Raw genomic sequence first — 25,520 nt, forward strand, 5'->3', positions numbered from 1 at the left:
GTGCCGCCAAATCAAGGCGGATGAAAAGAAGGCTACAGTTGGTGGGCTATTTTCTTGGGGGCATCACGGTCACAGGTCCTGCTTCAAGTTGAGCAAGAGCGCACTTAGGCATCCTGGCGGATGCGCGCGCCAAGGGCTTCGCCCCTGGGACCCCAAGCCTCTGCGAGGCTTGCCAACGGCAAAAGCTGATCCATAAAGAACCTGTTTTCACAGGAGTCTTTATGGCCATCTTCCACACATCAGTCAAAACCTTCAGCCGAGGCAAGGGCCAGTCCGCCGTCGCCGCAGCCGCCTACCGGGGCGGTCTACTGCTGTCCGATTTCGCGACCGGGCAACAGCACGACTACCGCCGTAGGAGCGGCGTTGTCGAAACCTTTTGCCTCGCGCCGCCAGATGCACCCGACTGGGCGCTGGTGCCCGGCGAGCTTTGGGCCGTGGCCGAAGCCGCCGAGCGCCGTAAGGACGCTACGGTGGCTCGCGAGTTCGAGCTGTCGTTGCCCCATGAGCTTTCGGACGAACAGCGCGCACACTTGGCGTTTTCCATTGCCGAGGCGTTGGTAGACCGCTACCAGTTCGCCATTCAAGCCAGCATTCACTCCCCTGGAACCCCGGACGGGCTCAACCATCACGTGCACCTGCTTGCCAGCACCAGGCGCATTGGTCCGGATGGGTTTGGACAGAAAACGCGCGAGCTCGATGGGGGCGTGTCGGGGAAAGTGCAGGTTCAATGGGTCCGGGAAATGGTCGCTGAAACGACCAACGCACATCTTGAAGCCGCTGGCCTGACGGTCACGATTGACCACCGCAGCTTGGCAGAGCAGGCTCGGGCGGCGTCGGACCGGGGAGACGAACTCCAGGCGGTGGCATTGTCTCGAGAGCCGACCAAGCACCTGGGCAAGGCGGCTGCCGCGCTGTCCCGAAAGGGCATGGACAGCCGGCTGGTAGCAGAGAATGACGCCATTGAGGCCGGCAACGCCGAACATCTGGATCATCTCACCATTCAAGCTGGGCGTGAGGGCAGGGCCGTGCCCATGCATCCGTCAGTCGGTCATGGCCAAGGTGGCCGGCCGTCCTCCATGCGAGGCTTGGCTCCTGGCTTGGAGATTCGAGGCGTGTCCGGAATGCGGCTGCCTCAGGTCTTGGGCCGCCAGCGCGAAGCGAACGAAGATCAGCGGCCCATCAGCCTCGCCGAGCGCGTGGCTCAGGCCCTGCGAGACCTTCAGGACATCGCGCGCGCCAGGGCAGACCTGGCGACCCAGCGCATCCGTGCTGGTCTCGAATGGGCTCAAGCCGAACTTGGGCGGGCTGGGGAGACCGTCCCGTTACGGCAGTGGATCACCAAGGCGGTTCTCCAGGTCCGGGCACTGCGAGCGGCAATCCTGGGGCGTGCCTTGCGATTGGTGTCGCTGGGCAGGGCTGAACGCCTACATCACCTGGCTCAGCACGAATGGGAGCGCTTCAACACCGACTACCCCATGGGAACCAACGGCTACTCGCGCCCCGAATGGACGCAGCGCCGGGAGCGCCGCCTGTCTGCGCTGGAGCAACGGACCAAGGAGCTGGAGAAGGCGCGGTCGCGGGGCTCCGCCGAGGCATTGGCGGAGGTCGATGCGGATGTTCTTCGTAGAGCGACCGAACTGGAGGCCATGCCTTCGCCGTCACAGTTCGTCCTTGAGTGCCAGACCATGGCTCCGGTTGTCGCCGACTCCCCGGTGCCAGTTTTGAAGCCACGGCCGCCCACCCTCCATTGAACGAAAGAGCCCCGCAGATGCGGGGCTTTGCCTTTCAGTGAATCGTCGGTCCAGAAGGCTTTCGAGGAGCCGGCGCGGGAGCCAGCCCGCGTGCCTTGCGCCATTCGTCGGGCGAAATGAACGTTGGCGGCACCTGATCTCGGCTTACAGTCGCCGCCCGTGGGGCAGGTCGCGCCCCGGCGCTGGGCACATAGGCTTGCTGCGCTTGTCCGGCAGGTGATGCTGCGAACCGGCGCATCAGAGCGGCGGCTACATCCAGAGCGTGTTGAATATCGGCTTCGCGTTCGGCGACGTCTCTGGTCCCGCTTTGCGCCATGAGGGCGGGCAGAAGGCGGCTGGCGATGCGAAGTTCTACGTTGGCAGGCATTGGATCTCTGAAGCTCTCAGTATGAAGGGTCTTCACATCGAAGCACTTCGTCCCAGTTTGGCAAGAGACGGAATCTGCGCTGGTTCACAAATATTGAAGTTGACTCTCAATGCCTAGGGATGACAGAAGCCTGCCGGTAACAAAGTCATGCAGCTGTCGATTCGGGTTGTGGTGCCAGTCTGACTAGCCAATGCCCGCCGGGCGCTTGTGTGGCTGTCAGCAGGTCATATGTCTGGATCATGTCCAGGAGGCCGGAGTGGCCGTAGGCCTTCGGCGAGAAGGATGGGTCAGTCCGCTTCAGATAGTGGCCGAGTGTCCCTAGCACCACTTCCCCGTCCGTGGTCCCATCGGCTAGTAAGGCAACCGCGTCGACAAGGAAGCGAGGGCGGCGTTTGGGAATCGGCTTGGCCACTTCGGCTTTGCTGGGCGCGACTTTAGCAGTCGGAGCAGGCGACTCTTCGCAGGTCGCATTCGACTCCGTTGGTTGCCACTCAAAAAACTGGTCGCAGGCGTTACGCAACGCCTCTGGCGTCTTAGCTTCACCCACGATGCAAACCGTGGCTCCTCGTTCTCGAAGCTTACGACACAGGTAGGCGAAGTCAGAGTCACTGGTGACCAAACAGAAGGTGTCTGCGCGCTGGTCGAACATGGCTTCTAAGGCGTCCAGCGCCAACGCGATGTCCGCCGTGTTCTTGCCAGCGGCGTATTGGTATTGCAGGCATGGGGTAAACGCTTGCCGGACGAGTGTTTCCTGCCAACGCTTGGTCAGCGTGGAGTGGTTGCCGTAACCCCTCCGAACCACCACCCGGCCGAACTGCGCTCCCATCAGTAGGGCATGGTCAACGATCTCAGGGTTTACATTGTCGCAATCGACCAACACAGCCACTTTGCTATCGTGAGCGGCGGATCCGTTTGCCATTTTGTTGGTCCTTACGCTGCGATACGTGCATCAAGGCCTGCATGCTCCCTTAAGAGGTAGAGCAGGCCGCCTCCATCGATCAACTCGATGGGCTTATCCTTTGCGAACTCGAACGCCGCAGTGCCGTAGCCGCTGGTGCAAACTAGGATGCCTTTGCTGGCACCTTCGTTGAGCATGGTTCCGTAGAGGTCCCGAACCGCGCTGACGCCAACTGTGTCCTTATAGCGCTTGGCTTGAATGACGACCTTTCCACCAAGCACCGGCCGGGTGTCGAAGGCCACCGCATCCACGCCGCCGTCGCGGGAGCTGCGTGTCAGCTTTGTATCCAACCCCATTTGACTAAAGAGATTCGATACCAGCGCTTCGAACTCACCAGGGGTCAGCTCCAGCAGGTTGGGCCGCGACTCCAGGCCCGAGAGCACGTCTGTCTGGGCAATGAAGCGCTTATCGACCATGTTGAACTCAACAATCGGCTTGATGGCTTGTAGCTCATCCGGCCGGCTGGATACTTGAGCGCCCAAGTTTCGGAGGCATGGGATCTTTTCTACTCGGTCCAGCCGTAGTTGCAGGAAGGAGGCCTTGGTCGCGCGGACCGAGACCACAGGGACGCGGACCTCTTGCCCAGTGGTGGGGTCGTGTGCATCGACCACGCCATTGAAGGTCACCAACGCTAAGGCATCCGCTTGGTCGGCTTCAAACACCTCGTGCAGTGTGCGCAAGGTGATCGAGGCGATGATGTCCTGGTAGAGCGCTTTGATGTCGCTTGCCTTACGCGCCTTGGCGTCGATAGCATCCCGGGTCTTGACGTAGCGGTAGTCGGCCTCCGTGGGAACGACCGAAAGCTCTGGAAGGTCGTATTCGATGATCAGTTCCTTGGACGCGTCCGCATACGCGAGCTTGTATCGCTGGGGAAAGCCTTGGGCCGGGTATTCCGAGCGTGCCAAGACCATGTCGTTGTAGGCCACGATGGCATCAGGCTCATGGGCCAAGTAGGCGCGTTGGAACTCGTCAACTTCCCCGTTTCGGCGGGCCACGTCGGCCTCGTAGAGGGCGCGAGCAGCCTCGTGTTGAGCACGCAGGTCAGCCAGCTTCTGCTTCTTTAGCGTCTCTGCCCGTTGGAACTGGTCGAGGATTTGCTGGTGGGCCTGTTGCGCCGCCGCCAATGCAGCCGCGTGCTTCTTCCCGGCTCCCGGCCAAAAGCGGGCAAGGCCCGTCGGTGGGACGATCTCCGCAGCGGCTGGTGCGAAGCCGGGCACCAACTCCTTCGGCACCTCAAAGGCAGGGTGGGGGGCGGTGTGACGTAGGCTGTCAAAGCGGATGGTGTCGTTCACCGACAGGGTGTGCACCAGCAACCCCTCGAGCTCCTCCAGGCGGTCCTTCAACTCGGCGTTGAGATCGTCGACCTCGCCCTGTCGATCTTCTAGGTATCCCGCTTTGGCTTGGCGAGCGGCTTCACGTTCCGACAGCTCGTAGGCGCGAATCTCTCGCAACAGCTGTGCGGCCGCCATGCGCTCTTGGCGCTCCAACTGCCTCTGTTGAGTGGCTTGCATCCTCTGCTGGCGTTTGGTCTCCCGCTCTGCCGCTGCCGCTGCCCGGCCGGCTGCCCGCAAAAACCCTTCTAAGCCGCTTCGCCGTCCCATACATCCTCCTGATGTTGAAAAGCTAAAAAGACAAACCGCTTCACCCGCCGTCGCGGGGTGTTTAGCGCTTTAACCGGTCAGGAGACTCCTGAGGACCGGCAGAGTCAACCCATACGAAAGCACCGCCAGCCCCGGCGAGACGCCTTTAAGGCCTTCCAGCTTTTCCCGGACCGTGAAGGTCCTGCTGTAGGTCGCATGGTGCTCGTCGTCCAGCTCATGGCCCACCAGTTGGGCCCGGAGTTCGGACACTACGCCAGCGCCCTGAAGCTCTTGGATGAAGGTCTTGCGCAACGAATGGAAGCCCCTTTTGGCTTCCGGCCAGTTTGCCCCGACCTGTTCCAGGTGTCGGCCAAACGCCTTCGTGATCCAGTTGCCCGCACCGTTTTTGGCGTTCGCCTTGGCGGCGGGGAAGAGCCGTGGTGCCTTCTGCGCTCGAAGGGTGCCCACCCAGTCCAAGAAGCCCAGCTCAATGAGGTCGGGATGCACGGGGATGGTGCGCAGGCTCACCTCGGTTTTGACCTTCTGGTGCTCCCCCTCGTCAGAAATACGGATGCAGGGCAGTCCGTCCACCGTCAAGACATCCTCGACCAAGAGCTGACCGACCTCTGATGCCCGGGCACCCGTGTAGAGGCCCAGCAACGAGGCCCAACGGGCGGACAGGGCCAGGTCTTGGAACGCGGCCGGTGCGAACAGCGCTTGGACCTGATGACTGTCATAGGCTTTGAAGCCGAACTTCTTCCGCGCCCGCTTCTCCCTAGTGGAGTAAGTGATATGGCCGGCCGCTGGGTTGTCGCCTTTGGGGTAGTGGCCGGATGCAATCGCCCATTCGAAAAACCCTCCGCGGCCGCCGACATAACTTTGCTTGTTCGTAAGGGTGGGGGTGGCTGCGCCCCCGTCCCGCATGAACTGATACCACCGAGCCAAGTCGGACCGGGTGACCGAGTGGAGTTTGGCCTTTTCCCCCAGGAAGGACACCAGTGCCTCGATGGCGGTCTTTTTAATGGTGAACGTTTTGGGGAGGCAGCCGGGCTGGATGCTGGCCAGCCAAGCGTCGCGGGCCTTGCCCAGGGTGATGGTCTCCACGGCAGGCTTGGTCACGCGACGGGCCACGGGCATGGGCGGCACGCCCTCACGGATCAACTCGCTCAGCTCACTGGGCTGAGAGGCAGAGAGCTCCATCATCTGCTGATAGAGCCTGACATCGTCTGGCGTGTCGATTTGCCAGTGCTCGGTCACCGTCCCGTCTGCTGTCTTGGTCCGGTTCAAGATCAACTGCTGTAGCGGGTCGCCATCGGTCAGGCGCCTGAGCAGCGCGTCGATGTCCTCTTCCTTGATTCCCATGCGTTGCTCCCTCAACACGTCGAAGGCTTGAGCATAGCGCGCCGCCAGTTGCAGGGCGCGCAACTGGGCCACGGCCAGCTCGGACGTGCGCAGGGTGCGCTTGAAGATGCGTCGGCCAACGATGGCCTGGAGATCGGTGGGGACCCGTTGCCGGAAAGACCAGAGCCCTGAGGGCGCGCGAACGAGGTGGTGTGGGATGCGCATCGAGAGATGTGTCCCGATTTGTGTCCCGCCGAAGGTCGCCTCAGAAAAGCAAAAACCCCTGCGTAAACAGGGGTTTGCGTAATCTGGCGGAGAGAGGGGGATTCGAACCCCCGAAGCGCGGTTTAGACGCTTACACACTTTCCAGGCGTGCTCCTTCAACCACTCGGACACCTCTCCGGATCCCTGCCATCGGCAAACGCCTCAGCAGGGGCGCAGATTCTAGCGGGCGGCGCGGCCATACACAAGCACCCCCAGTCATCGATGTGCAGTGGGCGTGCCGGAGGCGAGGGGGCTGGACAGGCATGGCACAATGGAACATCCGATGGAAGACGGTGGCCTGATGTCCTATCTCGTGCTTGCCCGCAAGTGGCGTCCGAAGCGTTTTGCCGAGCTGGTGGGCCAGGAACACGTGGTCCGTGCGCTCAGCAATGCGCTGGACAGCGGCCGGGTCCACCACGCGTTCCTGTTCACCGGTACCCGCGGCGTGGGCAAGACCACCATCGCGCGCATCTTCGCCAAATCGCTTAACTGCGAACAGGGCACCAGCGCCGACCCGTGCGGCCAGTGTGCGGCCTGCCTGGACATCGACGCCGGCCGCTACATCGACCTGCTGGAAATCGATGCCGCGTCCAACACCGGCGTGGATGACGTGCGCGAGGTGATCGAGAACGCCCAGTACATGCCTTCCCGCGGCAAGTACAAGGTCTACCTGATCGACGAAGTGCACATGCTTTCCAAGGCGGCGTTCAACGCGCTGCTGAAGACGCTGGAAGAACCGCCGGAGCACGTGAAGTTCCTGCTGGCCACCACCGACCCGCAGAAGCTGCCGGTCACCGTGCTCAGCCGCTGCCTGCAGTTCAACCTCAAGCGCCTGGACGAGGACCAGATCCAGGGGCAGATGACCCGCATCCTCGCCGCCGAGGAGATCGAGGCCGACGGCAGCGCCATCGTGCAGCTGGCCAAGGCCGCCGATGGCAGCCTGCGCGACGGCCTGTCGCTGCTGGACCAGGCGATCGCCTACGCCGGCGGCGCGCTGCGCGAGGACGTGGTGCGCACCATGCTGGGCACGGTCGACCGTACCCAGGTGGCCGCCATGCTCGATGCACTGGCCGAGGGCGATGGCCCGTGCCTGCTGCAGGTGGTGGCCGCCCTGGCCGAATTCTCGCCGGACTGGAGTGGCGTGCTGGAAGCGCTGGCCGAAGGCCTGCACCGCATCCAGGTGCAGCAGCTGGTGCCCGGCGCCGCCGCCCCTGCCGAGGGACTGGATGCCGCCGCCTTCGCCGAGCGCCTGCGCCCGGAAGTGGTGCAGCTCTGGTACCAGATGGCCCTGAACGGTCGTCGTGACCTGCCGCTGGCCCCCAGCCCGCGTGCCGGCTTCGAGATGGCGGTGCTGCGCATGCTGGCGTTCCGCCCGGCTGCTGCGGTGCCGCCGGTACCGAAGACGGTCGAAGGGGCTGTTGGTGGCGGCGCCAGCGGCGGCAATGCCGGCGGTGGCCATGCCGGTGCCGGCAGCCAGGATGCCGCGCCTGTGGCTGCGGCCGCCGCGGCGGGCCCTGTGGCCGTGGCCGAGGTGACCGCGCCGGTGCAGGCCGCGCCGCGCGAGCCTGACCCCGAACCTGAGCCGGCTCCGCAACCTGAGCCGGACCCGACGCCCGAGCCTGAACCGGTCCCGGTGCAGGAACCCGAGTCGCCGCCGCCGGTGAAGGCCGAAGCGGCGCCGCAGGCGGCCGCCGACGATCTGCCGCCGTGGGCCACGGATGAGGCCGAGGCGCGCGATCAGGCGCTGGCCGAGGAGATCGACGTGCCGGTCGTGATGGCCACCCCGGAAGCGGCCATGGTCGCGCCGTGGCAGGAGCCGCCGGCCCCGGCACCGGTTGCTGTGACGACCGAGCCTGAACGCACGTTCCAGGCCGAAGGCATCGCGATTGCCCCGGCCGCACCGAAAGCGGCACCCGCGCCGCTGGCGCAGGAGGGCGTGTCCGATCTGGCCAGCGCCGAGGACTGGCTGGATCTGGTGGCCAACAGTGGCCTGAGTGGCCCCTCGCGGCAGCTGGCGGCCAATGCCGCCTTCATCAGCTGCCAGGGCGGTACCTTGAAACTGGGCCTTTCGCCCGGATTTGAATACCTGCGTTCCGAACGCGCGCTGTCCGCCCTGGGCGAAATGCTGGAAAAGGCCTTGGGCCAGGCGCCGAGGATCGTGGTCGAGACCGTGGAAACCGAACACGTACCGGCCGAGACCCTGCACCAGCGTGCCGACCGCCAGCGTGGCGAGCGGCAACAGGCCGCCGAGGCCATTTTCATGGACGATCCGGAAGTGCAGCTGCTGATCCAGCAGCATGGCGCCCGGGTTGTTTCCGATTCCATCCGTTCTTTTGACGAGTAAGACACTATGCGCGGCAACATCGCCCAACTGATGCAGCAGGCCCAGAAGATGCAGGAAAACCTGCAGAAGGCCCAGGAAGAAATCGCCAAGATCGAAGTGACCGGCAGCGCCGGTGGCGGCATGGTCAGCGTGACCCTGACCGGCGCCAAGGAATGCCGCAAGGTGCGCATCGACCCGTCGCTGGCCAGCGATCCGGAAATGCTGGAAGACCTGATCGCCGCCGCCTTCAACGATGCGTCCAACAAGATCGACGCCGAATCGAAGTCGAAGATGGGTTCGGCCACCGCTGGCATGCAGCTGCCGCCGGGCATGAAGCTGCCGTTCTGATGTTCAGCGTGGCACCCGTGCAACCGGGTGCCATCGACCGCGTAGAGTCGAGCTTGCTCGACTGTTCCAACCATCAGTCGAGCAAGCTCGACTCTACCAAGCACATCAGTCGAGCATGGCTCGACTCTACAAAGCCTGTCGCCGTGTCCGCACCCCTGCTTGAACAACTGATCGATGCATTGCGGGTGCTGCCTGGCGTCGGCCAGAAGACCGCGCAGCGCATGGCCTACCACCTGCTCGAGCGCGAACGCGAAGGCGGGCAGCGCCTCGCCGATGCGCTGGCGCTGGCGGTCGAACGCATCGGCCATTGCGCGCAGTGCCGCGATTTCAGCGAAACCGAGCTGTGCCCGACCTGCGCCAACAACAGTCGCGAACGCAGCCAGTTGTGCGTGGTCGAATCACCGGCCGATCGCCTGGCCATCGAGAACGCCACCGGCTTCCGTGGCGTCTACTTCGTGCTGCAGGGCCGGCTGTCGCCACTCGATGGCGTCGGCCCGCGCGAGCTGGGCCTGGAGCAGCTGGAACAGCGGCTGGCGCAGGGCGAAGTGCAGGAGCTGATCATCGCCACCAGCGCCACCGTTGAAGGCGAAGCCACCGCGCATTACCTCGCCCAGCTGGCGCGTGCGCGCCAGGTGCAGCCGAGCCGCCTGGCGCAGGGCCTGCCGCTGGGTGGCGAACTGGAGTACGTTGATCGCGGCACGCTGTCGCATGCGTTCGGGACGCGCAGCGAATTCCGCGATTGACCGCGGCCGCGCGTGGCGTGGCCGGCCTACAATGCGGAAGACATCCCGCCGAGGCCGACCATGAGCACCGAAACCCTCTTCAGCAAGATCATCCGTCGCGAGATCCCGGCCACCATCGTCTACGAGGATGACGAGGTGCTGGGCTTCAAGGACATCGCGCCGCAGGCGCCGGTGCACGTGCTGTTCATTCCGAAGAACGAGATCATCCCGACCCTGGACGACCTGCAGCCCTCGCAGGCGCACCTGATCGGCAAGCTGGCCCTGGCCGCCGCCGCGTATGCGCGCAGTGAAGGCTTTGCAGAAGAGGGCTACCGCATCGTGATGAACTGCCGCGAGGATGCCGGGCAGACCGTGTTCCATATCCACATGCACCTGCTGGCCGGTGCGCCGCTGGGCCATTTCGGTACGCCGGGGCGTTGAGGTAGTCGCATCCATGGTTTCCGTGCCGACCAACGGTCGGCACCCACCGTAGATGGCGGGTTTTCAGTAGATCCACACCATGCGTGGATGGCGCCAACAAAAAAGGCCGCCCGAGGGCGGCCTTCTGCATCACGTCAACCGTCGCGGGCTTACCACCAGCCCCAGCCACGGTAGCCGCCCCAGTACGGGCCCCACGGACCCGGGCCCCACGGGCTGTACGGGTAGGGCACCACATCGACCTGGCGCTGTTCCGGCCACAGGTAGATGACGTCGGCGGAGAGCTTGGGCAGGCGGTAGTCGTACTCGCCGATGCGGGTGTTGGCGTAACCATCGATCTTGCCGATGAAGGTCACGTCACGGCCTTCCTCGAAGACGGCCGGGTCGTAGAAGCCGGCGCGGCAGGCGATGAAGCGGCCGTCGCTGGCGTCGGACGAGGTGGTGTTCGGGCGGCCACTGCCATTGAGCGGGCGCGAGATGATCTGGAAGCAGGTCTCGCCCTGGCCAGGCTGGGTTTCAATGATGCGGCCACCCCAGCGAACGGGGGTGCCGACCTGCTGGGTGGCAACCGAGTCGCGCGGGGAAACCACGCTGAACTGACCCTGCAGCGGCTTGGGGGCCGTGGCGCAGGCCGACAGGGCCAGGGCGGCCACGGCGGTGAGAAGGAACTTGGTGTTCATGAAGTAGCTCCGGAAGTCGGGCGATGCCTGCGCAGGTCCCGCAATAATGGGACGAGCTCGGTTCGAGTACCAGCGTAGCGCGCTTCGGCGAAACGCTGGCTGAGTGCGATGAGGGCCGGATCGGGGCGCTGGGCGTGCACCCGCTGGGCCCAGGCCAGGGCCGGTTCGTGCGCCTCGCGGGCCAGCCCCAGCCGTGCGTAGCGACGGCCCAGCCGGTGCCAGGCGCGCAGCAAGGGGTCGCGCTCGCGTTCGCCACGGGCCAGCAGCCAGGCCATCCAGCCCAGCGCCAGCACGGCGGCCGCCACGAACCCGGCCAGCAGCTGGCCCGGGCCCAGGTCATCCAGGCCCAGCGGCTGCAGCAGCTGCTGTTGGCGGCGCGCGTCGAAGGACAGCACCAGGTCGTTCCAGCCCCGGCGCAGCCAGTCGCCGAGCTGGCCAGCCTGCAGCCAGCGCTGCTGCAGATTGAGGTCGCCCCCTTCGGGAAGGCGGTCTTCCAGCGTATCGAGGATGCGCTCGGGTGCCACCGCTGCGGTCGGGTCCACCCGCACCCAGCCACGCTGGGGCAGCCAGACCTCGGCCCAGGCATGGGCATCCATGCGCCGCACCACCCAGTAATCGCCCACCCGGTTGCGGGTGCCGCCGGCGAAGCCGGTCACCACGCGCGCGGGAACGCCGGCATTGCGCATCAGCACCACGAAGGCCGAACTGAAGTGCTGGCAGAAGCCGGCCTTGTAGCCGAACAGGAACTCATCCACCGGATCGTGCCCGGGCGGCGGCGTCACCAGCGTGTAGGAGAAATCAGCCTTGATCCAGTCCAGCGCGCGGCGGACCACGGCGGCATCGTCGGTGCCGGCTTCCTGCCGCCACTGCCGAACCAGCGCCGCGGTGCGCGGGTTGAAGTTGGCCGGCAGCTGCAGCGCCGCCCGCCGCTGGTTGTCCGGCAGGTCGGCATCGAAGCGTGCTGCGGGTGCCGAGTGCAGGCGCCAGCGGCTCAGCGCCGACAGCGTGCGCTGGCTGGCCAGGCTCATCTCGGCATTGAGCATCGCGCCTTCCGGCGCTGCAGTGGGCAGGTCCAGCGCAACCAGCAGGCGGCGGTCCGTCGGCTCGTAGTCGATCTGGTAGTCCCAGCCCTGGCCTTCATGCGCCACCTGCGGCATGGGCCGGTAATCGGCGTTGCGGTCGCGCGTCCAGACGTGGCCATCGAACCGGCTCAGCACCGGTCCGCGCCAGTAGCGCTGCTCGGGTTGGGGCGCGGCACCGAAGAACTGCACGCGCAGTGCCGGGGTGTCGTCGGCCATCAGGTCCAGCCACTGGTCCGGCTCCATCGATTCGGACAGGCCCGGCGTGCCGACCGCGCGCTCGGGCACGCCCCACAGCGGCGAGGTCAGCCGCGGGAACAGCCAGAAGCAGGCCAGCGCCAGCGGCAGGCCGATCAGCAGCAGGCGGCCGACGCCGCGCACCTGGCCAGTGAGCGGCAGCGGCGCGCTGCGGCCTTCGTTGTGGGCCAGCCGCTGCAGGGCGAGCAGGGCGGTGACGCCGGCCAGTACGGCCAGCAGGGTGGTCAGCGGCCCCTGGTCGAGCAGGAAGGCGGCAAACGGCGCGAACAGGGCGAAGCCGAGCAGGCTGCGTGCATCGCGTACGCTGCGCAGCTCGCTGGATTTGATCGCCAGCATCGCTGCCAGCAATGCGCAGCCGGTGTCACGCCCCGGGCGCACCGCGCCCATCTGCCAGACGATGGCACCCAGCATGGCCAGCACCAGCAGCAGGCGCACCGGTATGGGCAGTACGCCTCGCAGCGACAGCGCAGCGGTGGCCACGCCCGCCACCGCGATCAGTGCCGCCAGCGGCCCGGGCAGCTGCAGCAGCAGGGGCAGCAGTGCCAGCGCAGCGCTGGCCAGGGTCCAGCCACGTGCATTGCGATCCAGCAGGAGGGCGGGCTCAGTCATGGGGCATCAGTGCCAGTGCGCGCAGGCACGCTTGATGGTGGCTCGCGCCCTGGCCGGGGCCGAGCGCGGGCTGGCCGGGCAGCAGCAGCGTGTAGCGGCGCCCTTCGCGTTCGGCGCTGTCGACCCAGCGCGCCAGGCGCGAAATGCGCACTTCCGTCGGCAGCGTGGCCAGTGCACGCCAGTCCAGCACCACTTCGATGCCGACCGGCTTCTCGTATTCGCGCACCAGCAGGGTGTCGCGCCGTGCCGAGTGTTTCCAGGCGATGCTGCGCGGCGGGTCGCCGGCGCGGTAAGGGCGCAGCTGGTGCAGTTCTTCGCCGCTGGCATGGGCGCGGGTGTGCAGCGGGTCGCTGCCCTGTTCGGGCAGGGGCTGCGCCACCGCTTCGGCCACCGGGTGCACCAGCAGCGGTTGTTCCGGCCACACCCAGGACCATGCGCGCACCAGGCCCAGCGGCTGCGTGCTGGACAGGCGGATGCGTGGCAGGTCGAGCCAGCCACGGCGTTCGGTGGGCACGTCCAGTTCCACTTCGCCCCGGCCGTGTGCGGGAAGGTCGGTCCAGGCCTGGCTGTCGCCGACCTGCAGTTCCAGGCCGTGCCGTGGCCGCGGATCGCGCAGCGACAGGTCCACGCGCAGGCGCAGCGGCTGGCCGGCAGGCACCGGTTCGGCCGAGATCGCATCGACCTGCACGCCCGACAGCTGCAGGTGGGCGGCGATGGTGCTGGCGATGGCGGCTGCCGCCAACAGCAACGCCAGCAGCAGGGCCGGGTTGTTGTTGTAGTTCAGTGCGCCAAGCAGCATGGCCGACAGCAACACGGCCACGAACAGCCCGAAGCGCGTGGGCAGCACATAGATGCGTCGGCGGTGGAGCCGCTGCGGCAATGCTTCGGGCGTGCGCGGGCGCGCCAGGCGCAGCAGGCGTGAGCCGCGTGCAGGCATCCTCAATCCACCGCGACGGTCTGCAGGATCGCGCGCGCCAGCGCCGGCCCCGTGTTCGACTCGGACTCGCCGACCAGGCGGTGGCCGGCCACGGCGACGAACAGGGTCTGCACGTCTTCGGGCACCACGTGGCCGCGGCCGAGCAGCAGCGCGTGCGCCTTGGCGGCGCGCAGCAGGGCCAGGCCGGCACGTGGCGACAGGCCCACGCGCACGCCGGCATGCTGGCGGCTGCGGGTCAGCAGGGCCTGCACGTAATCCACCAGGGCGTCGCTGACGTGGATCTGGCTGACTGCAGCGCGCAGTTCGCGCACCTGGTTGTCATCCAGCTGCGGCACGGCACGCGCGATCAGGTCGCGGCGGTCGGTGCCGCGCAGCAGCTCGCGCTCGGCCTGCGGGCTGGGGTAGCCCATGGCCAGCCGCAGCAGGAAGCGGTCCAGCTGCGAATCGGGCAGCGGGAACGTGCCGGAGAGATCGACCGGATTCTGCGTGGCGATCACGAAGAACGGATCGGGCAGCGGATGGGTCTGCCCGTCCAGGGTCACCTGCTGTTCGGCCATCGCCTCCAGCAGTGCGCTCTGCGTGCGCGGCGGCGCGCGGTTGATCTCGTCGGCCAGCAGCACGTGCGAGAACACCGGGCCGGGGTGGAACTGGAACTGGCGCGTACCGGCGTCGTAGACCGATACGCCCAGCACATCGGCCGGCAGCAGGTCTGAAGTGAACTGCACGCGCTGGAAGCTCAAGCCCAGGCTGCTGGCCAGTGCATGGGCCAGCGTTGTCTTGCCCAGGCCGGGCAGATCTTCGATGAGCAGATGGCCACCGGAAAGCAGGGCGACGAAAGCCAGCCTGACTTCCGGCACCTTGCCGAGCACCAGTGCATTGACCTGATCCTGTGCCTCCCGCAGGGCCTGGCACAGTTGATCGGTTAGCATGCTGGGCATGGGGGACGGAGCTGGCATGGTCGTCTCACGTTCGGGAACCATTCGATTCTATCCATAGAGCAATGCAGGGCGAACAACGCGCACGCACGATTTTTCTCTGGTTGTGGACGCTGGTCACAGCGGCCAAGCTGCTTGTGGCCGCACGTCTGCCTTTGTTCGTGGACGAAGCGTTCTACTGGCAGGAAGGCCAGCACCTGGCGGCGGCGTACTCCGACCTGCCCGGGCTGACCGCGTGGCTGGCGCGCCTGGGCGTGGAGATCGGCGGCCATCACGTGCTGGCGCTGCGTCTTCCGTTCCTGGCCATCGGCGCCCTGTTGCCACTGCTGGTCATGCGCATCGCCACGCGCTGGTTCGGCAACGTGGCTGGCTGGCAGGCGGGCAGCCTGACCCTGCTGATGCCGTTGTCGGCCACGCTGGGCCTGCTGGCCGTGCCCGATGTGCCGATGGCACTGGCCGCGGTGCTGTGCCTGGATGCCGGCGCGCGCCTGCTGCGCAACGTCGATGCGTCCTCGGCCATCATGCTGGGCCTTGGCCTGCTGATCGGCGCGCTCAGCCATTACCGCTTCATCGGCGTGATCGGCGTCGGCTTCATCGCGCTGCTGGCACTGCCGCAGGGCCGGCAGATGCTGACCGACCCGCGCGTGTGGGTGGCGCTGGCGGTGGGCGTGCTGGCCTGGTTGCCGCTGCTGGCCTGGAATGCCGACAACCATGATGCCGGCCTGAAATTCCAGGTGGTCGAGCGCCATCCCTGGGCGTTCGAGTGGCGGGGTCTGTGGTTCCTGGTCATCCAGCCGATGCTGGTCACGCCCATTCTGTGCATCGCGATGTGGAAGGTGGCGCTGGCCGGTACGCGCAGTGGTGGTGGCGCGCGCGTGCAGTGGCGCTACTTCGGCCTGGTCGGTGGCGTGTCCACCCTGGGCATCTTCCTGCTGGGCTTCTTCACCGATGTCGAGCGCATCAGCTTCCACTGGCCGCTGCCCGGCTACCTGGCGCTGCTGGTGGCGGTGCCGGTGGTGCTCAACGGTTGGCCGCGCTGGCTGCGCCGTACCGGCTGGTGGCTGGCCGGCATCGGCATGGCGCTGTCCTTCGGCTATTACCTGATGGCATCCACGCCCTCGCTGCGCGAGCAGCTGGCCGGTGACAAGTACTACCCGCGCAACTTCGCCGGCTGGGAGCCGCTGGCCGCCGCCGTGCGCGACGAACTGGCACAGATGCCGGAAGGTACGCGCGTGCTGGCCGGCAACTTCAAGGTGGGTGCCGAGCTCGGCTTCCAGCTGGGCGACGCTGACATCCTGGTGCTGCCGCACCCGCTGAACGACAAGCACGGGCGCACCGCGCAGCTGGCGCAGTGGGGCCAGGTGCACGAAGGCGAGCGCAGCGGGCCGATGCTGCTGGTGCTGTCGCCCAGCGACCAGCGCTTCCGCGATCTGGTGCCGCGCTACCACGCGGTGTGCGCGCAGGTCGGGCCGCTGCCGCCGCCGCGGGTGGTCAGCAACGATCACGGTTTCCAGCGCTTCCTGCTGTTCCGCCTGCCTGCGCAGCGTGCCGAGGGCGAGTGCGTGACGCCGGCGGTGGCCTATCTCGATTCGCCGGGCAATGGCGAAGCGGTGTCGGGCACGTTGGCGGTGAAGGGGTGGGCGTTCAAGGACGGCGTCGGCCTGGCGCGCGTGGAAGTGCTGGTGGACGGGCAGCCGGTGGGCGATGCCCAGTACGGCCGCGAGCTCGACATCCGGCCGATGTGGCCGATGTCCAACGACCCGCAGCACCCGAATGCCGGCTTCGATGCCAGCGTGGAGACGCTGGGGCTGTCACCCGGCCGGCATTGGCTGGGACTGCGCCTGCACGGCCGCGATGGCAGCGTGGAGGACTGGCAGGAACAGCCGTTCGAGGTGGGGCGGTAGCTCTTGTAGAGTCGAGCTTGCTCGACTGCCTTGAACATCCAGTCGAGCAAGCTCGACTCTACGAAGAGGTAGCCGAGCATGGGCTCGCCTCTACGGCACTGCGAACCCGGCCCTGCGCAGCAGCGCACACAGGGCAATCAGCGGCAGGCCGATCAGGGCGGTGGGATCGCGGTTGTCGATCGCCTCGAACAGGCTGATGCCGAGGCCTTCGCACTTGAAGCTGCCGGCGCAGTCCAGCGGTTGTTCGGCGGCCACGTAGCGGGCAATTTCCTCGGCCTGCAGCGGGCGGAAGCGCACTTCGGTCAGGTCCATCGCCGCAAACGATTCTCCATCGCGCGTGAGACTGATGGCCGTATGGAAGCGCACCGTCTGCCCGGCCATCGCCGCCAGCTGCGCGCAGGCGGCCTCGACCGTGCCGGGCTTGCCCAGCGGCTGTCCATTCAGGTCCGCCACCTGGTCCGAGCCGATCACCCACGCGCCGGGGTGCCGTGCGGCGACCTCGGCAGCCTTCGCGGCCGCCAACCGTCCGGCCAGGGCAAGCGGGGCCTCGCCGGCCTGCGGGGTCTCGTCCACCTCCGGGCGTGCGCAGTCGAAGGGCAGGCCGAGGCGCTGCAGCAGCTCGCGGCGGTAGCGGGAGGTGGAGGCCAGGAGCAGGGCAGACATGCGACAATTCCGGGGCAGGGCGCGGCAGTCTGGCCCGGCATCGGCGCTGCCAGCAAGCCCCTGTATGGCGGGCATTTGACAGCGGCGGTCCCGCTCCTTAGTATTCAGCGGCTTATGTCCGCGAACGTGCCCGAAACGCTGGATGCTTGGCGGATGGTCGTAGCGCGAAGGCGCTTCGACGGCCAGGTCTCTTTGGCTGATTTGACTCGCCTGCAAGGGTTGGTCGCCGATACCGACGGTGAGTGCAATTACTCGCTTGAATTCGGTCGCGACGACATCTTGCGGGTATCCTATGTGGAACTGACCATCGATACCGCGTTGCCGCTGACCTGTCAGCGCAGCATGCAGCGATTCCTGTTGCCGGTGAAGATGACCCAGAGGCTTGGCCTGATCCGCGACGAGGACGAGGAATCGTCCCTGCCCGAGGAGTACGAGGCGTTGCTGGTGCCGGAAGATGGGCAGCTGCGTCCGCTGGACCTGGTCGAAGATGAATTGGTGCTGGCAGTACCGGTGGTACCGCTGTCGCCGGACGGTGAGGCAGTCAACAAGGACTGGGCACCGACCGAAGAAGAAACAAAGCAGGCCAACCCGTTTGCGGCGTTGGCGGCACTGAAGAAAGAGTAAAAGCATTAGCAGCCGGATTGTCGTCGGCGGCTGCGGCGAAAGCGAAAGTGTGCTGGGCGCTGGCGTCCTGCGCGACGATACGACGAAGCAAATCGAACCGAGTTTGGAGCAATCCCATGGCTGTCCAGAAATCCCGTGTCACCCCGTCCCGCCGCGGTATGCGCCGTGCGCATGACGCCCTGAGCGCCAAGCAGCTGTCGACCGACCCGACCACCGGCGAAGTGCACCTGCGTCACCACATCACTGCTGACGGTTTCTACCGCGGCAAGAAGGTCATCCAGACCAAGACCTCGGCCGTCGAAGAAGATTGATGTGCCGGAAGGCCGCTGCCCCAGGGCAGCGGCCTTTGCCTTCTTCCCCGGGCATGCCGGTGATCGGCAGCCTGCGCAACAGGAAACATGATGAGCAAGCGGATCTACTCGAGGATCGCGGGCACCGGTAGCTATTTGCCGGAAAAAGTCCTGACCAACGCCGACCTGGAAAAAATGGTCGAAACCTCGGATGAGTGGATCCAGTCGCGCACCGGTATTCGTGAACGGCACATCGCGGCCGAAGGCGAAACCACCAGCGACCTCGGCTACCGCGCCGCGGTGCGTGCGCTTGAAGCGGCCGGTATCGACGCTTCCCAGCTCGACATGATCGTGGTCGGTACGACCACCCCTGACCTTATTTTCCCGTCCACCGCGTGCCTGATCCAGGCCAAGCTCGGTGCGTCGGGCTGCCCCGCCTTCGACGTCAACGCGGCCTGCTCGGGCTTCGTGTTCGCGCTCAGCGTGGCCGACAAGTTCATCCGTTCCGGTGACGCCCGCCATGTGCTGGTGATCGGCGCCGAAACGCTGACCCGCATCGTCGACTGGGAAGACCGCACCACCTGCGTGCTGTTCGGCGACGGTGCCGGCGCGGTCGTGCTCAAGGCCGACGAAGAAACCGGCATCCTCAGCACCCACCTGCATTCCGATGGCAGCAAGAAAGAGCTGCTGTGGAACCCGGTCGGCGTGTCGGTCGGTTTCAAGGATGGCAGCGGCAACGGCGGCGGCACCATCAACATGAAGGGCAACGACGTGTTCAAGTACGCCGTCAAGGCGCTGGACTCGGTCGTGGACGAAACCCTGGAGGCCAATGGCCTGGGCAAGTCCGACCTGGATTGGCTGATCCCGCACCAGGCCAACCTGCGCATCATCGAAGCCACCGCCAAGCGGCTGGACATGTCGATGGACCAGGTCGTGGTCACCGTCGACCGCCATGGCAACACCTCCTCCGGCTCGGTGCCGCTGGCGCTGGACGCCGCGGTGCGTTCGGGCAAGGTCGAGCGCGGCCAGCTGCTGCTGCTGGAAGCCTTCGGTGGCGGCTTCACGTGGGGTTCGGCCCTGCTGCGCTATTGATAGCGTAGTTACGACAACGTGAAGTCTGTCGTTACGGCCCTATGGGGCCGTAACGCGTTTCAGGAGATCCGTCATGGTTGAGCCCATCGTCATTGAAGGGCAGCGCGCCTGGCTGAAGCAGTACGGCAAGGGAAGCCGCGCATTCGCCTTGGGCCTGCTCAATTTCATCGCCCGCCGCTTCCACCTCGATGCCCTGCGTCCGCCGCCGCACCGCGGGGGAGATGCTGCGTGCAAAACCGAGGCGCGCCGCCTGGGCGAGCTGCACGCGCAGGGCGTCAACGTGCCCGAAGTGATCGGCAGCGGCCACGCCGCGCTGGTGATCGGCGACAACGGCGGGTCCTTCAATACCTGCCTGCGCGAAGCCGATGACGCAGGTCGTGACCGGCTGGTGGCGGCGGCCATGAAGGCGCTCGCCGAGGCCCATGGCCGTGGCGCGTATTTCGGCCAGCCGGTGCCACGCAACCTCACCTGGGACGGGCAGAACGTGGGCTTCATCGATTTCGAGGAAGACCCGCTGGAAGTGATGGACCTGGCCGAGGCGCAGGCGCGCGACTGGCTGATGTTCGGCTATGGCGTGGCCAAGTATTATGCCGACCGGCCGCAGCACCTGCAGGCGATGATGGCCGAGGCCATGAATGGCGTGCAGGCGCCGGTGCGCGCGCACGTGCATTCGGTCAGTGGCCGGCTGCAGGGCCTGGCCCGGGTCTGCATGAAGCTGGGCCGCTCGGCCCGCGCGCTGGCGCAGTCGATCTTCATCACCCACGGCGCCACCACGCTGGGCCTGCTCATGGTGGTGGGGCTGTGCGTGGACTGGTTCGCCGATGGCGAGCTGGACGTCCTGCAGCTGTTCTGCTGATTGCATCCGCCGGGCATGGCCCGGCACTACGGGTATCGCCGGGCCATGCCCGGCGGACTCCATACGCCCTGCATACGCGCACGTACAGACGACACGGGGGATTCGCCCTTATCATGGCCCGCTTCGATTGCAACAAGCGGATGACCGCGTGACCGTATCCACCCTCGCATTTGTCTTCCCTGGTCAGGGCTCGCAGTCCGTGGGCATGCTGGCCGAGCTGGCCGAGCTGCACCCGCAGGTGCGTGAAGCCTTCACCGAAGCATCCGATGGTGCCGGCGTCGACCTGTGGGCGCTGTCCCAGGGTGGCCCGGAGGAAATGCTCAACCGTACCGAATACACCCAGCCGGCCGTGCTGGCCGCAAGCATCGGCGCATGGCGCGCCTGGAACGCCGCAGGCGGTCCGCGCCCGTCGGTCCTGGCTGGCCACAGCCTGGGCGAATACACCGCGCTGGTCGCTGCCGGCGCGCTGAGCCTGCATGACGGTGCGCACCTGGTGCGCCTGCGCGGCCAGCTGATGCAGGAAGCTGCGCCGGCCGGCGTCGGTGCCATGGCCGCCGTGCTTGGCGCCGAGGACCAGCTGGTGCTGGACGTCTGCGCCGAAGCGGCGGGCAGCCAGATCGTGGTGCCGGCCAACTTCAACTCGCCGGGCCAGATCGTCATCGGTGGCGACGCTGCCGCGGTCGACCGCGCGCTGGCGCTGCTGGCTGAAAAGGGCGTGCGCAAGGCGGTGAAGCTGGCCGTCAGCGTGCCCTCGCACACCCCGCTGATGCGCGAAGCCGCCAACCGCCTGGCCGAAGTGATGGCCGGCCTGTCCTGGCAGGCACCGCAGCTGCCGGTGGTGCAGAACGTCGATGCCAAGGTGCATGACGGCGTCGATGCCATCCGTACCGCGCTGGTGCAGCAGCTGTACCAGCCGGTGCAGTGGACCGGTTGCGTGCAGGCCCTGGCCGCCCGTGGCATCACCCAGATCGCCGAATGCGGCCCGGGCAAGGTGCTTACCGGCCTGGTCAAGCGCATCGACAAGTCCATCGACGGCCGTTCCCTGGCCACCCCGGGCGACTTCGAAGGCGCCCGCGAGGCGTGGTCGGCCTGATCCCCCTGTTCCTGCCGACCGTGCCGGTGGCCGCTGCAAGCGGCACGGGCGCGGTCGCTGCCCACGTTTGAGGACAACATCATGAGCAAGCCCCTGCAGGGTGAAATCGCACTGGTCACTGGCGCCAGCCGTGGCATTGGTGCCGCCATCGCCGATCTGCTGGCCGCCCAGGGCGCCACCGTCATCGGTACCGCCACCACCGAATCCGGCGCTGCCGCGATCGGCGAGCGCCTGGCGGCCCACGGCGGCCACGGCCGCGCGCTGAACGTCACCGACGCTGCCGCCCTGGAAAGCGTGCTGGACGGCATCGCCAAGGAATTCGGCGCCATCTCGATCCTGGTCAACAACGCCGGCATCACCCGCGACAACCTGCTGATGCGCATGAAGGAAGACGATTGGGCGTCGATCATCGACACCAACCTGACCAGCGTGTTCCGCACCAGCAAGGCCGTCATGCGCGGCATGATGAAGGCGCGCAAGGGCCGCATCATCAACATCGCATCGGTGGTGGGCGTGACCGGCAATGCCGGCCAGGCCAACTACGCCGCCGCCAAGGCCGGCATCATCGGTTTCAGCAAGTCGCTGGCCAAGGAAATCGGCTCACGCGGCGTCACCGTCAATGTCGTCGCCCCCGGCTTCATCGACACCGACATGACCAAGGCGCTGCCGGAAGAAGCCCGCACCGCCCTGATCAACGACATCGCCCTCGAACGCCTCGGTTCGCCGGAAGACATCGCCCATGCGGTGGCCTTCCTGGCCAGCCCGGCGGCCGGCTACATCACCGGCGAAACCCTCCATGTGAACGGCGGCATGTACATGCCGTAAGCAAGGGGCGCACGGATTGCGCCGCAAGTGGTTGATCTGCTGGGTTTTTTGCACCTATGCAAGGCCCCGCCGGTTTCCACTACACTATCCCACGGCCATCGCCATCCGATGGCGACCACTTTTGAACCACTACTCCATCTGGAGCGATACCCCATGAGCACCATCGAAGAACGCGTCAAGAAAATCGTCGTCGAACAGCTTGGCGTCAAGGAAGAAGAAGTCACCAACAGCGCATCGTTCGTCGATGACCTGGGCGCTGACTCGCTGGACACCGTTGAGCTGGTGATGGCCCTGGAAGAAGAGTTCGAGTGCGAGATCCCGGACGAAGAAGCCGAGAAGATCAGCACCGTGCAGGCCGCCATCGACTACATCAAGGCCCACGTCAAGGCCTGATGTCAGACGGCAGTGCGCGCGCGGGTTCCGCTCGCCGCGCACCGCACCCCATGGGGCCGCAGTTGCGGCCCCGTGTGTTTGAGCATCACACCGCAGTAGAACCGAGTTGCCCGTTGACATCATCGGGTCAGGAGAATCAGCAATGAAGCGTCGCGTCGTCGTAACCGGCCTGGGTATCGTCTCGCCGTTGGGCAATGATCTGGCCAGCAGCTGGGAAGGCATCACCCAGGGTCGTTCGGGCATCGGTCCGCTGACCAACGTTTCTGATGCCTACCTGGATCGGTTCACCACCAAGATTGCAGGTGAGGTCAAAGGCTTTGACATCACCGCCGACAACGAACTGTTCGGCAAGTACCGGGTCGGCGGCAAGGATGCCAAGAAGATGGACCCGTTCATCCATTACGGCCTCGGTGCCTCCTTCATGGCCCTGCATGATGCAGGCCTGGAGATCACCGAAGCCAACGCCGAGCGCATCGGCGCGATCGTCGGCGCCGGCATCGGCGGCCTGCTGGGTATCGAAGAGCAGACCATCGATTTCCACGAGGGCAAGAAGATCTCGCCCTTCTACGTGCCCAAGACCATCATCAACATGCTGCCGGGCCAGCTGAGCATCATCACCGGCCTGAAGGGTCCGTCGTTCTCGGCGGTCTCGGCGTGCGCGACCTCGAACCATTCGATCGGTACCGCGATGCGCATGATCCAGTACGGCGATGCCGACGTGATGGTGGCCGGTGGCGCCGAGCGCGGTTCCTCGCCGACCGCCCTGGGCGGCTTCTGCGCGATGAAGGCCATGAGCACCCGCAACGACGCTCCGGAACAGGCCTCGCGCCCGTGGGACAAGGACCGTGACGGCTTCGTGCTGGGTGACGGCGCCGGCATCCTGGTGCTGGAAGAGTACGAACACGCCAAGGCCCGTGGCGCGAAGATCTACTGCGAACTGGCCGGCTTCGGCGCGAGCTCCGACGCGTACCACATGACCGCGCCGAGCGAGAACGGCGAAGGCGCCGCCCGCTGCATGGCCATGGCCATGCGCGACGCCGGCGTGACCCCGGAACAGGTCGGTTACCTCAACGCACACGGCACCTCCACGCCGCTGGGCGACCTGGGCGAAACCATGGCCATGAAGGCCGCCTTCGGCGACCACGCCTACAAGATGATGGTCAGCTCCACCAAGTCGATGACCGGCCACCTGCTGGGTGCCGCTGGCGGCGTGGAAGCGATCTTCTCGGTGATGGCGCTGCAGGACAACGTCATCCCGCCGACCATCAATCTGGAACAGCCGGGCGAAGGCTGCGACCTGGACTACGTGCCCAACGAAGCACGCCAGGCCAAGGTCGACGTGGTGATGTCCAATGGCTTCGGCTTCGGCGGCACCAACGGCACGCTGATCTTCAAGCGCGTCTGACCAACGTGTGGCGCCGGGCCATTGCCCGGCACCGCCTTGGTAGAGTCGACTGACAGTCGACTGCCTTTCGATCCGCCGCGCTGATCGTTGATGGGAAAGCAGTCGACTGACAGTCGACTCTACCTATCGGCAATCCGACAAACGGATCAACGCCGTGCACCACGGAGCCGCCGCAAGGCGGCTTCCGTGCATCTGAACCCCGAACTGGCCGCCATGACCCACGCCCCGCTGATCCAACCGCTGCCGCACCCGATCGACCTGCTGGCCCTGCAGCAGCACGACCCGGCGCGCTTCCCGCTGCTGATGGAATCCACCGCCTCGGGCACTGCCCAGGGCCGCTGGAGCCTGCTGCTGGCCGCGCAGGGCGACAGCCTGCGGCTGGACGCCGACGGCCAGGTGCGCGACCAGCACGATGCCGTGCACGCCGGCAGCTTCCTGCAGGCGCTGGACCGTGCCTGGCAGGCCGCGCGCCTGCCGCACGACGGCAGCCACAGCCTGCCGTTCCGCGGCGGCTGGGCGCTGATGCTCGATTACGAAGTGGCCAGCCAGATTGAAACCGTGCTGTCGGCGCGTGCGCGCGACGACGGCCGCCCGACCGCACTGGCCCTGCGCTGCCCGGCGGCCGTGCTGCACGACCACGAGAACGATGCGAGCTTCGTCATCGCCGAAGCGGGCGAACAGGCGCTGCTGGATGCACTGCTGGCACAGGCCTCGGCTGCGTTGCCAGACGCCGGGCAGGGCTGGCAGCCACCGCAGTCGGTGGGCGAGGACGCGCCGCAGCGCTTCACCGACGGCGTGCGCCGGGTGATCGAGTACCTGCGCGCGGGTGATGTGTTCCAGGTGAACCTGTCGCGGCGCTGGAGCGCGCAGTTCGCCGCGCCGGTCAGCCCGCAGGCGCTGTACGCGCAGTTGCGCCGCGCCAATCCCGCACCGTTCGCCGGCCTGTTCACCGCGCATGGCCGCCACGTGGTCAGCTCCTCGCCGGAGCGGCTGGTGTCGGTGCATGCCGGCCACGCGCAGACCCGGCCGATTGCCGGCACCCGCCCGCGCTTTGAAGGCGACGATGATGCCGCGCGCATCCAGGAACTGGTCGGCCACCCCAAGGAGCGTGCCGAGCACGTGATGCTGATCGACCTGGAGCGCAACGACCTGGGCCGCATCTGCCTGCCCGGCACCGTGGTAGTCGATGAACTGATGACCGTGGAAAGCTATGCCCACGTGCATCACATCGTCAGTAATGTCAGCGGCCACCTGCGTCCCGAGGTGACCCCGGGCGAGGTGATCGCCGCGACCTTCCCGGGCGGCACCATCACCGGCTGCCCCAAGGTGCGCTGCATGCAGATCATCAGCGAACTGGAGCAGGTGCCGCGCGGGGCCTATACCGGCGCATTCGGCTGGCTGAACCGCGATGGCGACCTGGACCTGAACATCCTCATCCGCACCGCCGAAGTGGATGGGCATGAGGTGAGCTTCCGCACCGGTGCCGGCATCGTGGTCGACTCCGACCCGGAAAAGGAACTGGACGAGACCCGCGCCAAGGCGCGCGGCCTGCTGCGGGCGCTGGGCCAGCAGGGGTAATCGATCGCCCCCCCGCCGGGCATGGCTGGTGGGTGCCGACCGTTGGTCGGCACAGACGCCCCATGGTCCCGGTGGGTGCCGACCGTTGGTCGGCACGGACGCCTGGCATGGCTTGTGGTGGGTGCCGACCGTTGGTCGGCACGGACGCCCCCACGGCCGGTCATCCACGCATGGCGTGGATCTACTGGTAGGTGCCGACCGTTGGTC

The 25,520-nt window shown here is 66.5% G+C and carries 23 protein-coding genes and 1 tRNA gene; 15 read left to right on the forward strand and 9 right to left on the reverse strand.

Going from position 1 to position 25,520, the window contains the following annotated elements:
• Positions 1-221: 221 nt before the first annotated feature.
• Complete coding sequence (locus QMZ26_RS04285) at positions 222-1,751, forward strand: MobA/MobL family protein (protein ID WP_283220673.1); 1,530 nt, start codon at positions 222-224, stop codon at positions 1,749-1,751.
• A gap of 512 nt (positions 1,752-2,263) precedes the next feature.
• Here QMZ26_RS04285 and QMZ26_RS04290 read toward each other — a convergent pair.
• From QMZ26_RS04290 to QMZ26_RS04305, 4 genes are all read right to left on the reverse strand, one after another.
• A complete protein-coding gene (locus QMZ26_RS04290) occupies positions 2,264-3,037 on the reverse strand; it encodes an NYN domain-containing protein (RefSeq protein ID WP_049450268.1) in 774 nt (257 codons plus the stop codon).
• A gap of 11 nt (positions 3,038-3,048) precedes the next feature.
• Entirely contained in the window at positions 3,049-4,545 is a 1,497-nt protein-coding gene (locus QMZ26_RS04295; RefSeq protein WP_204314520.1) for a restriction endonuclease, read from the reverse strand.
• Between the two features lie 201 nt (positions 4,546-4,746).
• Entirely contained in the window at positions 4,747-6,222 is a 1,476-nt protein-coding gene (locus QMZ26_RS04300; RefSeq protein WP_197633394.1) for a DUF6538 domain-containing protein, read from the reverse strand.
• Positions 6,223-6,306: 84 nt separating this feature from the next.
• A tRNA-Ser gene (locus QMZ26_RS04305) sits at positions 6,307-6,399 on the reverse strand.
• Positions 6,400-6,562: 163 nt separating this feature from the next.
• Here QMZ26_RS04305 and dnaX point away from each other — a divergent pair.
• The 4 genes from dnaX (at position 6,563) to QMZ26_RS04325 (ending at position 10,095) form a co-directional block, all read left to right on the forward strand.
• The gene (gene dnaX, locus QMZ26_RS04310; RefSeq protein WP_283220741.1) at positions 6,563-8,605 is read left to right on the forward strand and encodes a DNA polymerase III subunit gamma/tau; all 2,043 of its coding nucleotides are present in this window, start codon (positions 6,563-6,565) and stop codon (positions 8,603-8,605) included.
• Between the two features lie 6 nt (positions 8,606-8,611).
• Positions 8,612-8,932, forward strand: a complete 321-nt coding sequence (locus QMZ26_RS04315; RefSeq protein WP_004154630.1) for a YbaB/EbfC family nucleoid-associated protein — start codon at positions 8,612-8,614, stop codon at positions 8,930-8,932.
• Between the two features lie 143 nt (positions 8,933-9,075).
• Positions 9,076-9,675 (forward strand): recombination mediator RecR, encoded by a 600-nt coding sequence (recR, locus tag QMZ26_RS04320; RefSeq protein WP_079220834.1) that lies wholly within the window; start codon positions 9,076-9,078, stop codon positions 9,673-9,675.
• Between the two features lie 60 nt (positions 9,676-9,735).
• Positions 9,736-10,095 (forward strand): histidine triad nucleotide-binding protein, encoded by a 360-nt coding sequence (locus QMZ26_RS04325; protein ID WP_108747771.1) that lies wholly within the window; start codon positions 9,736-9,738, stop codon positions 10,093-10,095.
• Positions 10,096-10,244: 149 nt separating this feature from the next.
• Here QMZ26_RS04325 and QMZ26_RS04330 read toward each other — a convergent pair whose 3' ends face one another.
• From QMZ26_RS04330 to QMZ26_RS04345, 4 genes are read right to left on the reverse strand one after another with little or no spacing between them, the layout of a single operon-like run.
• Positions 10,245-10,772, reverse strand: coding sequence for a Slp family lipoprotein (locus QMZ26_RS04330; RefSeq protein WP_079220835.1), 528 nt, complete (start codon positions 10,770-10,772; stop codon positions 10,245-10,247).
• Positions 10,769-12,718: a DUF3488 and transglutaminase-like domain-containing protein gene (locus tag QMZ26_RS04335; protein WP_283220674.1), complete on the reverse strand. Its 1,950-nt coding sequence runs from the start codon at positions 12,716-12,718 to the stop codon at positions 10,769-10,771. Before QMZ26_RS04335 ends, QMZ26_RS04330 begins: the two co-directional genes overlap by 4 nt.
• On the reverse strand, positions 12,711-13,655 hold the full coding sequence (locus QMZ26_RS04340; RefSeq protein ID WP_108760007.1) for a DUF58 domain-containing protein: 945 nt from the start codon (positions 13,653-13,655) through the stop codon (positions 12,711-12,713). Before QMZ26_RS04340 ends, QMZ26_RS04335 begins: the two co-directional genes overlap by 8 nt.
• Positions 13,656-13,657: 2 nt before the next feature.
• Positions 13,658-14,611 (reverse strand): MoxR family ATPase, encoded by a 954-nt coding sequence (locus tag QMZ26_RS04345; protein ID WP_283220675.1) that lies wholly within the window; start codon positions 14,609-14,611, stop codon positions 13,658-13,660.
• Positions 14,612-14,655: 44 nt separating this feature from the next.
• Here QMZ26_RS04345 and QMZ26_RS04350 point away from each other — a divergent pair, with 44 nt between their 5' ends.
• Positions 14,656-16,494 carry a glycosyltransferase family 39 protein gene (locus QMZ26_RS04350; RefSeq protein ID WP_283220676.1) on the forward strand — a complete coding sequence of 613 codons (1,839 nt, stop codon included), beginning with the start codon at positions 14,656-14,658 and terminating at the stop codon, positions 16,492-16,494.
• Between the two features lie 90 nt (positions 16,495-16,584).
• On the opposite strand, the gene QMZ26_RS04355 is transcribed toward QMZ26_RS04350, so the two are convergent.
• Positions 16,585-17,157 carry a Maf family nucleotide pyrophosphatase gene (locus QMZ26_RS04355; RefSeq protein WP_283220677.1) on the reverse strand — a complete coding sequence of 191 codons (573 nt, stop codon included), beginning with the start codon at positions 17,155-17,157 and terminating at the stop codon, positions 16,585-16,587.
• Positions 17,158-17,271: 114 nt separating this feature from the next.
• On the opposite strand from QMZ26_RS04355, the gene QMZ26_RS04360 reads away from it, so the two are divergent.
• The 9 genes from QMZ26_RS04360 to QMZ26_RS04400 all read left to right on the forward strand — a co-directional run bounded on the left by QMZ26_RS04360 (position 17,272) and on the right by QMZ26_RS04400 (position 25,313).
• Positions 17,272-17,781: a YceD family protein gene (locus QMZ26_RS04360; protein WP_079220840.1), complete on the forward strand. Its 510-nt coding sequence runs from the start codon at positions 17,272-17,274 to the stop codon at positions 17,779-17,781.
• Between the two features lie 116 nt (positions 17,782-17,897).
• Positions 17,898-18,092: a 50S ribosomal protein L32 gene (gene rpmF, locus QMZ26_RS04365; protein ID WP_004154640.1), complete on the forward strand. Its 195-nt coding sequence runs from the start codon at positions 17,898-17,900 to the stop codon at positions 18,090-18,092.
• Positions 18,093-18,182: 90 nt separating this feature from the next.
• Positions 18,183-19,163 (forward strand): beta-ketoacyl-ACP synthase III, encoded by a 981-nt coding sequence (locus tag QMZ26_RS04370; protein WP_283220678.1) that lies wholly within the window; start codon positions 18,183-18,185, stop codon positions 19,161-19,163.
• Between the two features lie 73 nt (positions 19,164-19,236).
• On the forward strand, positions 19,237-20,019 hold the full coding sequence (locus tag QMZ26_RS04375; RefSeq protein WP_200732942.1) for a serine/threonine protein phosphatase: 783 nt from the start codon (positions 19,237-19,239) through the stop codon (positions 20,017-20,019).
• Positions 20,020-20,167: 148 nt separating this feature from the next.
• A complete protein-coding gene (gene fabD, locus QMZ26_RS04380) occupies positions 20,168-21,112 on the forward strand; it encodes an ACP S-malonyltransferase (protein ID WP_283220679.1) in 945 nt (314 codons plus the stop codon).
• 81 nt (positions 21,113-21,193) lie between these two features.
• Positions 21,194-21,937 (forward strand): 3-oxoacyl-ACP reductase FabG, encoded by a 744-nt coding sequence (gene fabG, locus QMZ26_RS04385; RefSeq protein WP_108746060.1) that lies wholly within the window; start codon positions 21,194-21,196, stop codon positions 21,935-21,937.
• Between the two features lie 153 nt (positions 21,938-22,090).
• Entirely contained in the window at positions 22,091-22,330 is a 240-nt protein-coding gene (acpP, locus tag QMZ26_RS04390; protein WP_005415509.1) for an acyl carrier protein, read from the forward strand.
• A gap of 142 nt (positions 22,331-22,472) precedes the next feature.
• Positions 22,473-23,735 (forward strand): beta-ketoacyl-ACP synthase II, encoded by a 1,263-nt coding sequence (gene fabF, locus QMZ26_RS04395; RefSeq protein WP_283220680.1) that lies wholly within the window; start codon positions 22,473-22,475, stop codon positions 23,733-23,735.
• Positions 23,736-23,948: 213 nt separating this feature from the next.
• Complete coding sequence (locus QMZ26_RS04400; RefSeq protein ID WP_283220742.1) at positions 23,949-25,313, forward strand: aminodeoxychorismate synthase component I; 1,365 nt, start codon at positions 23,949-23,951, stop codon at positions 25,311-25,313.
• Positions 25,314-25,520 lie beyond the last annotated feature (207 nt).

The organism is Stenotrophomonas sp. PFBMAA-4 (genome assembly GCF_030053215.1).
Taxonomy (GTDB): Bacteria; Pseudomonadota; Gammaproteobacteria; order Xanthomonadales; family Xanthomonadaceae; genus Stenotrophomonas.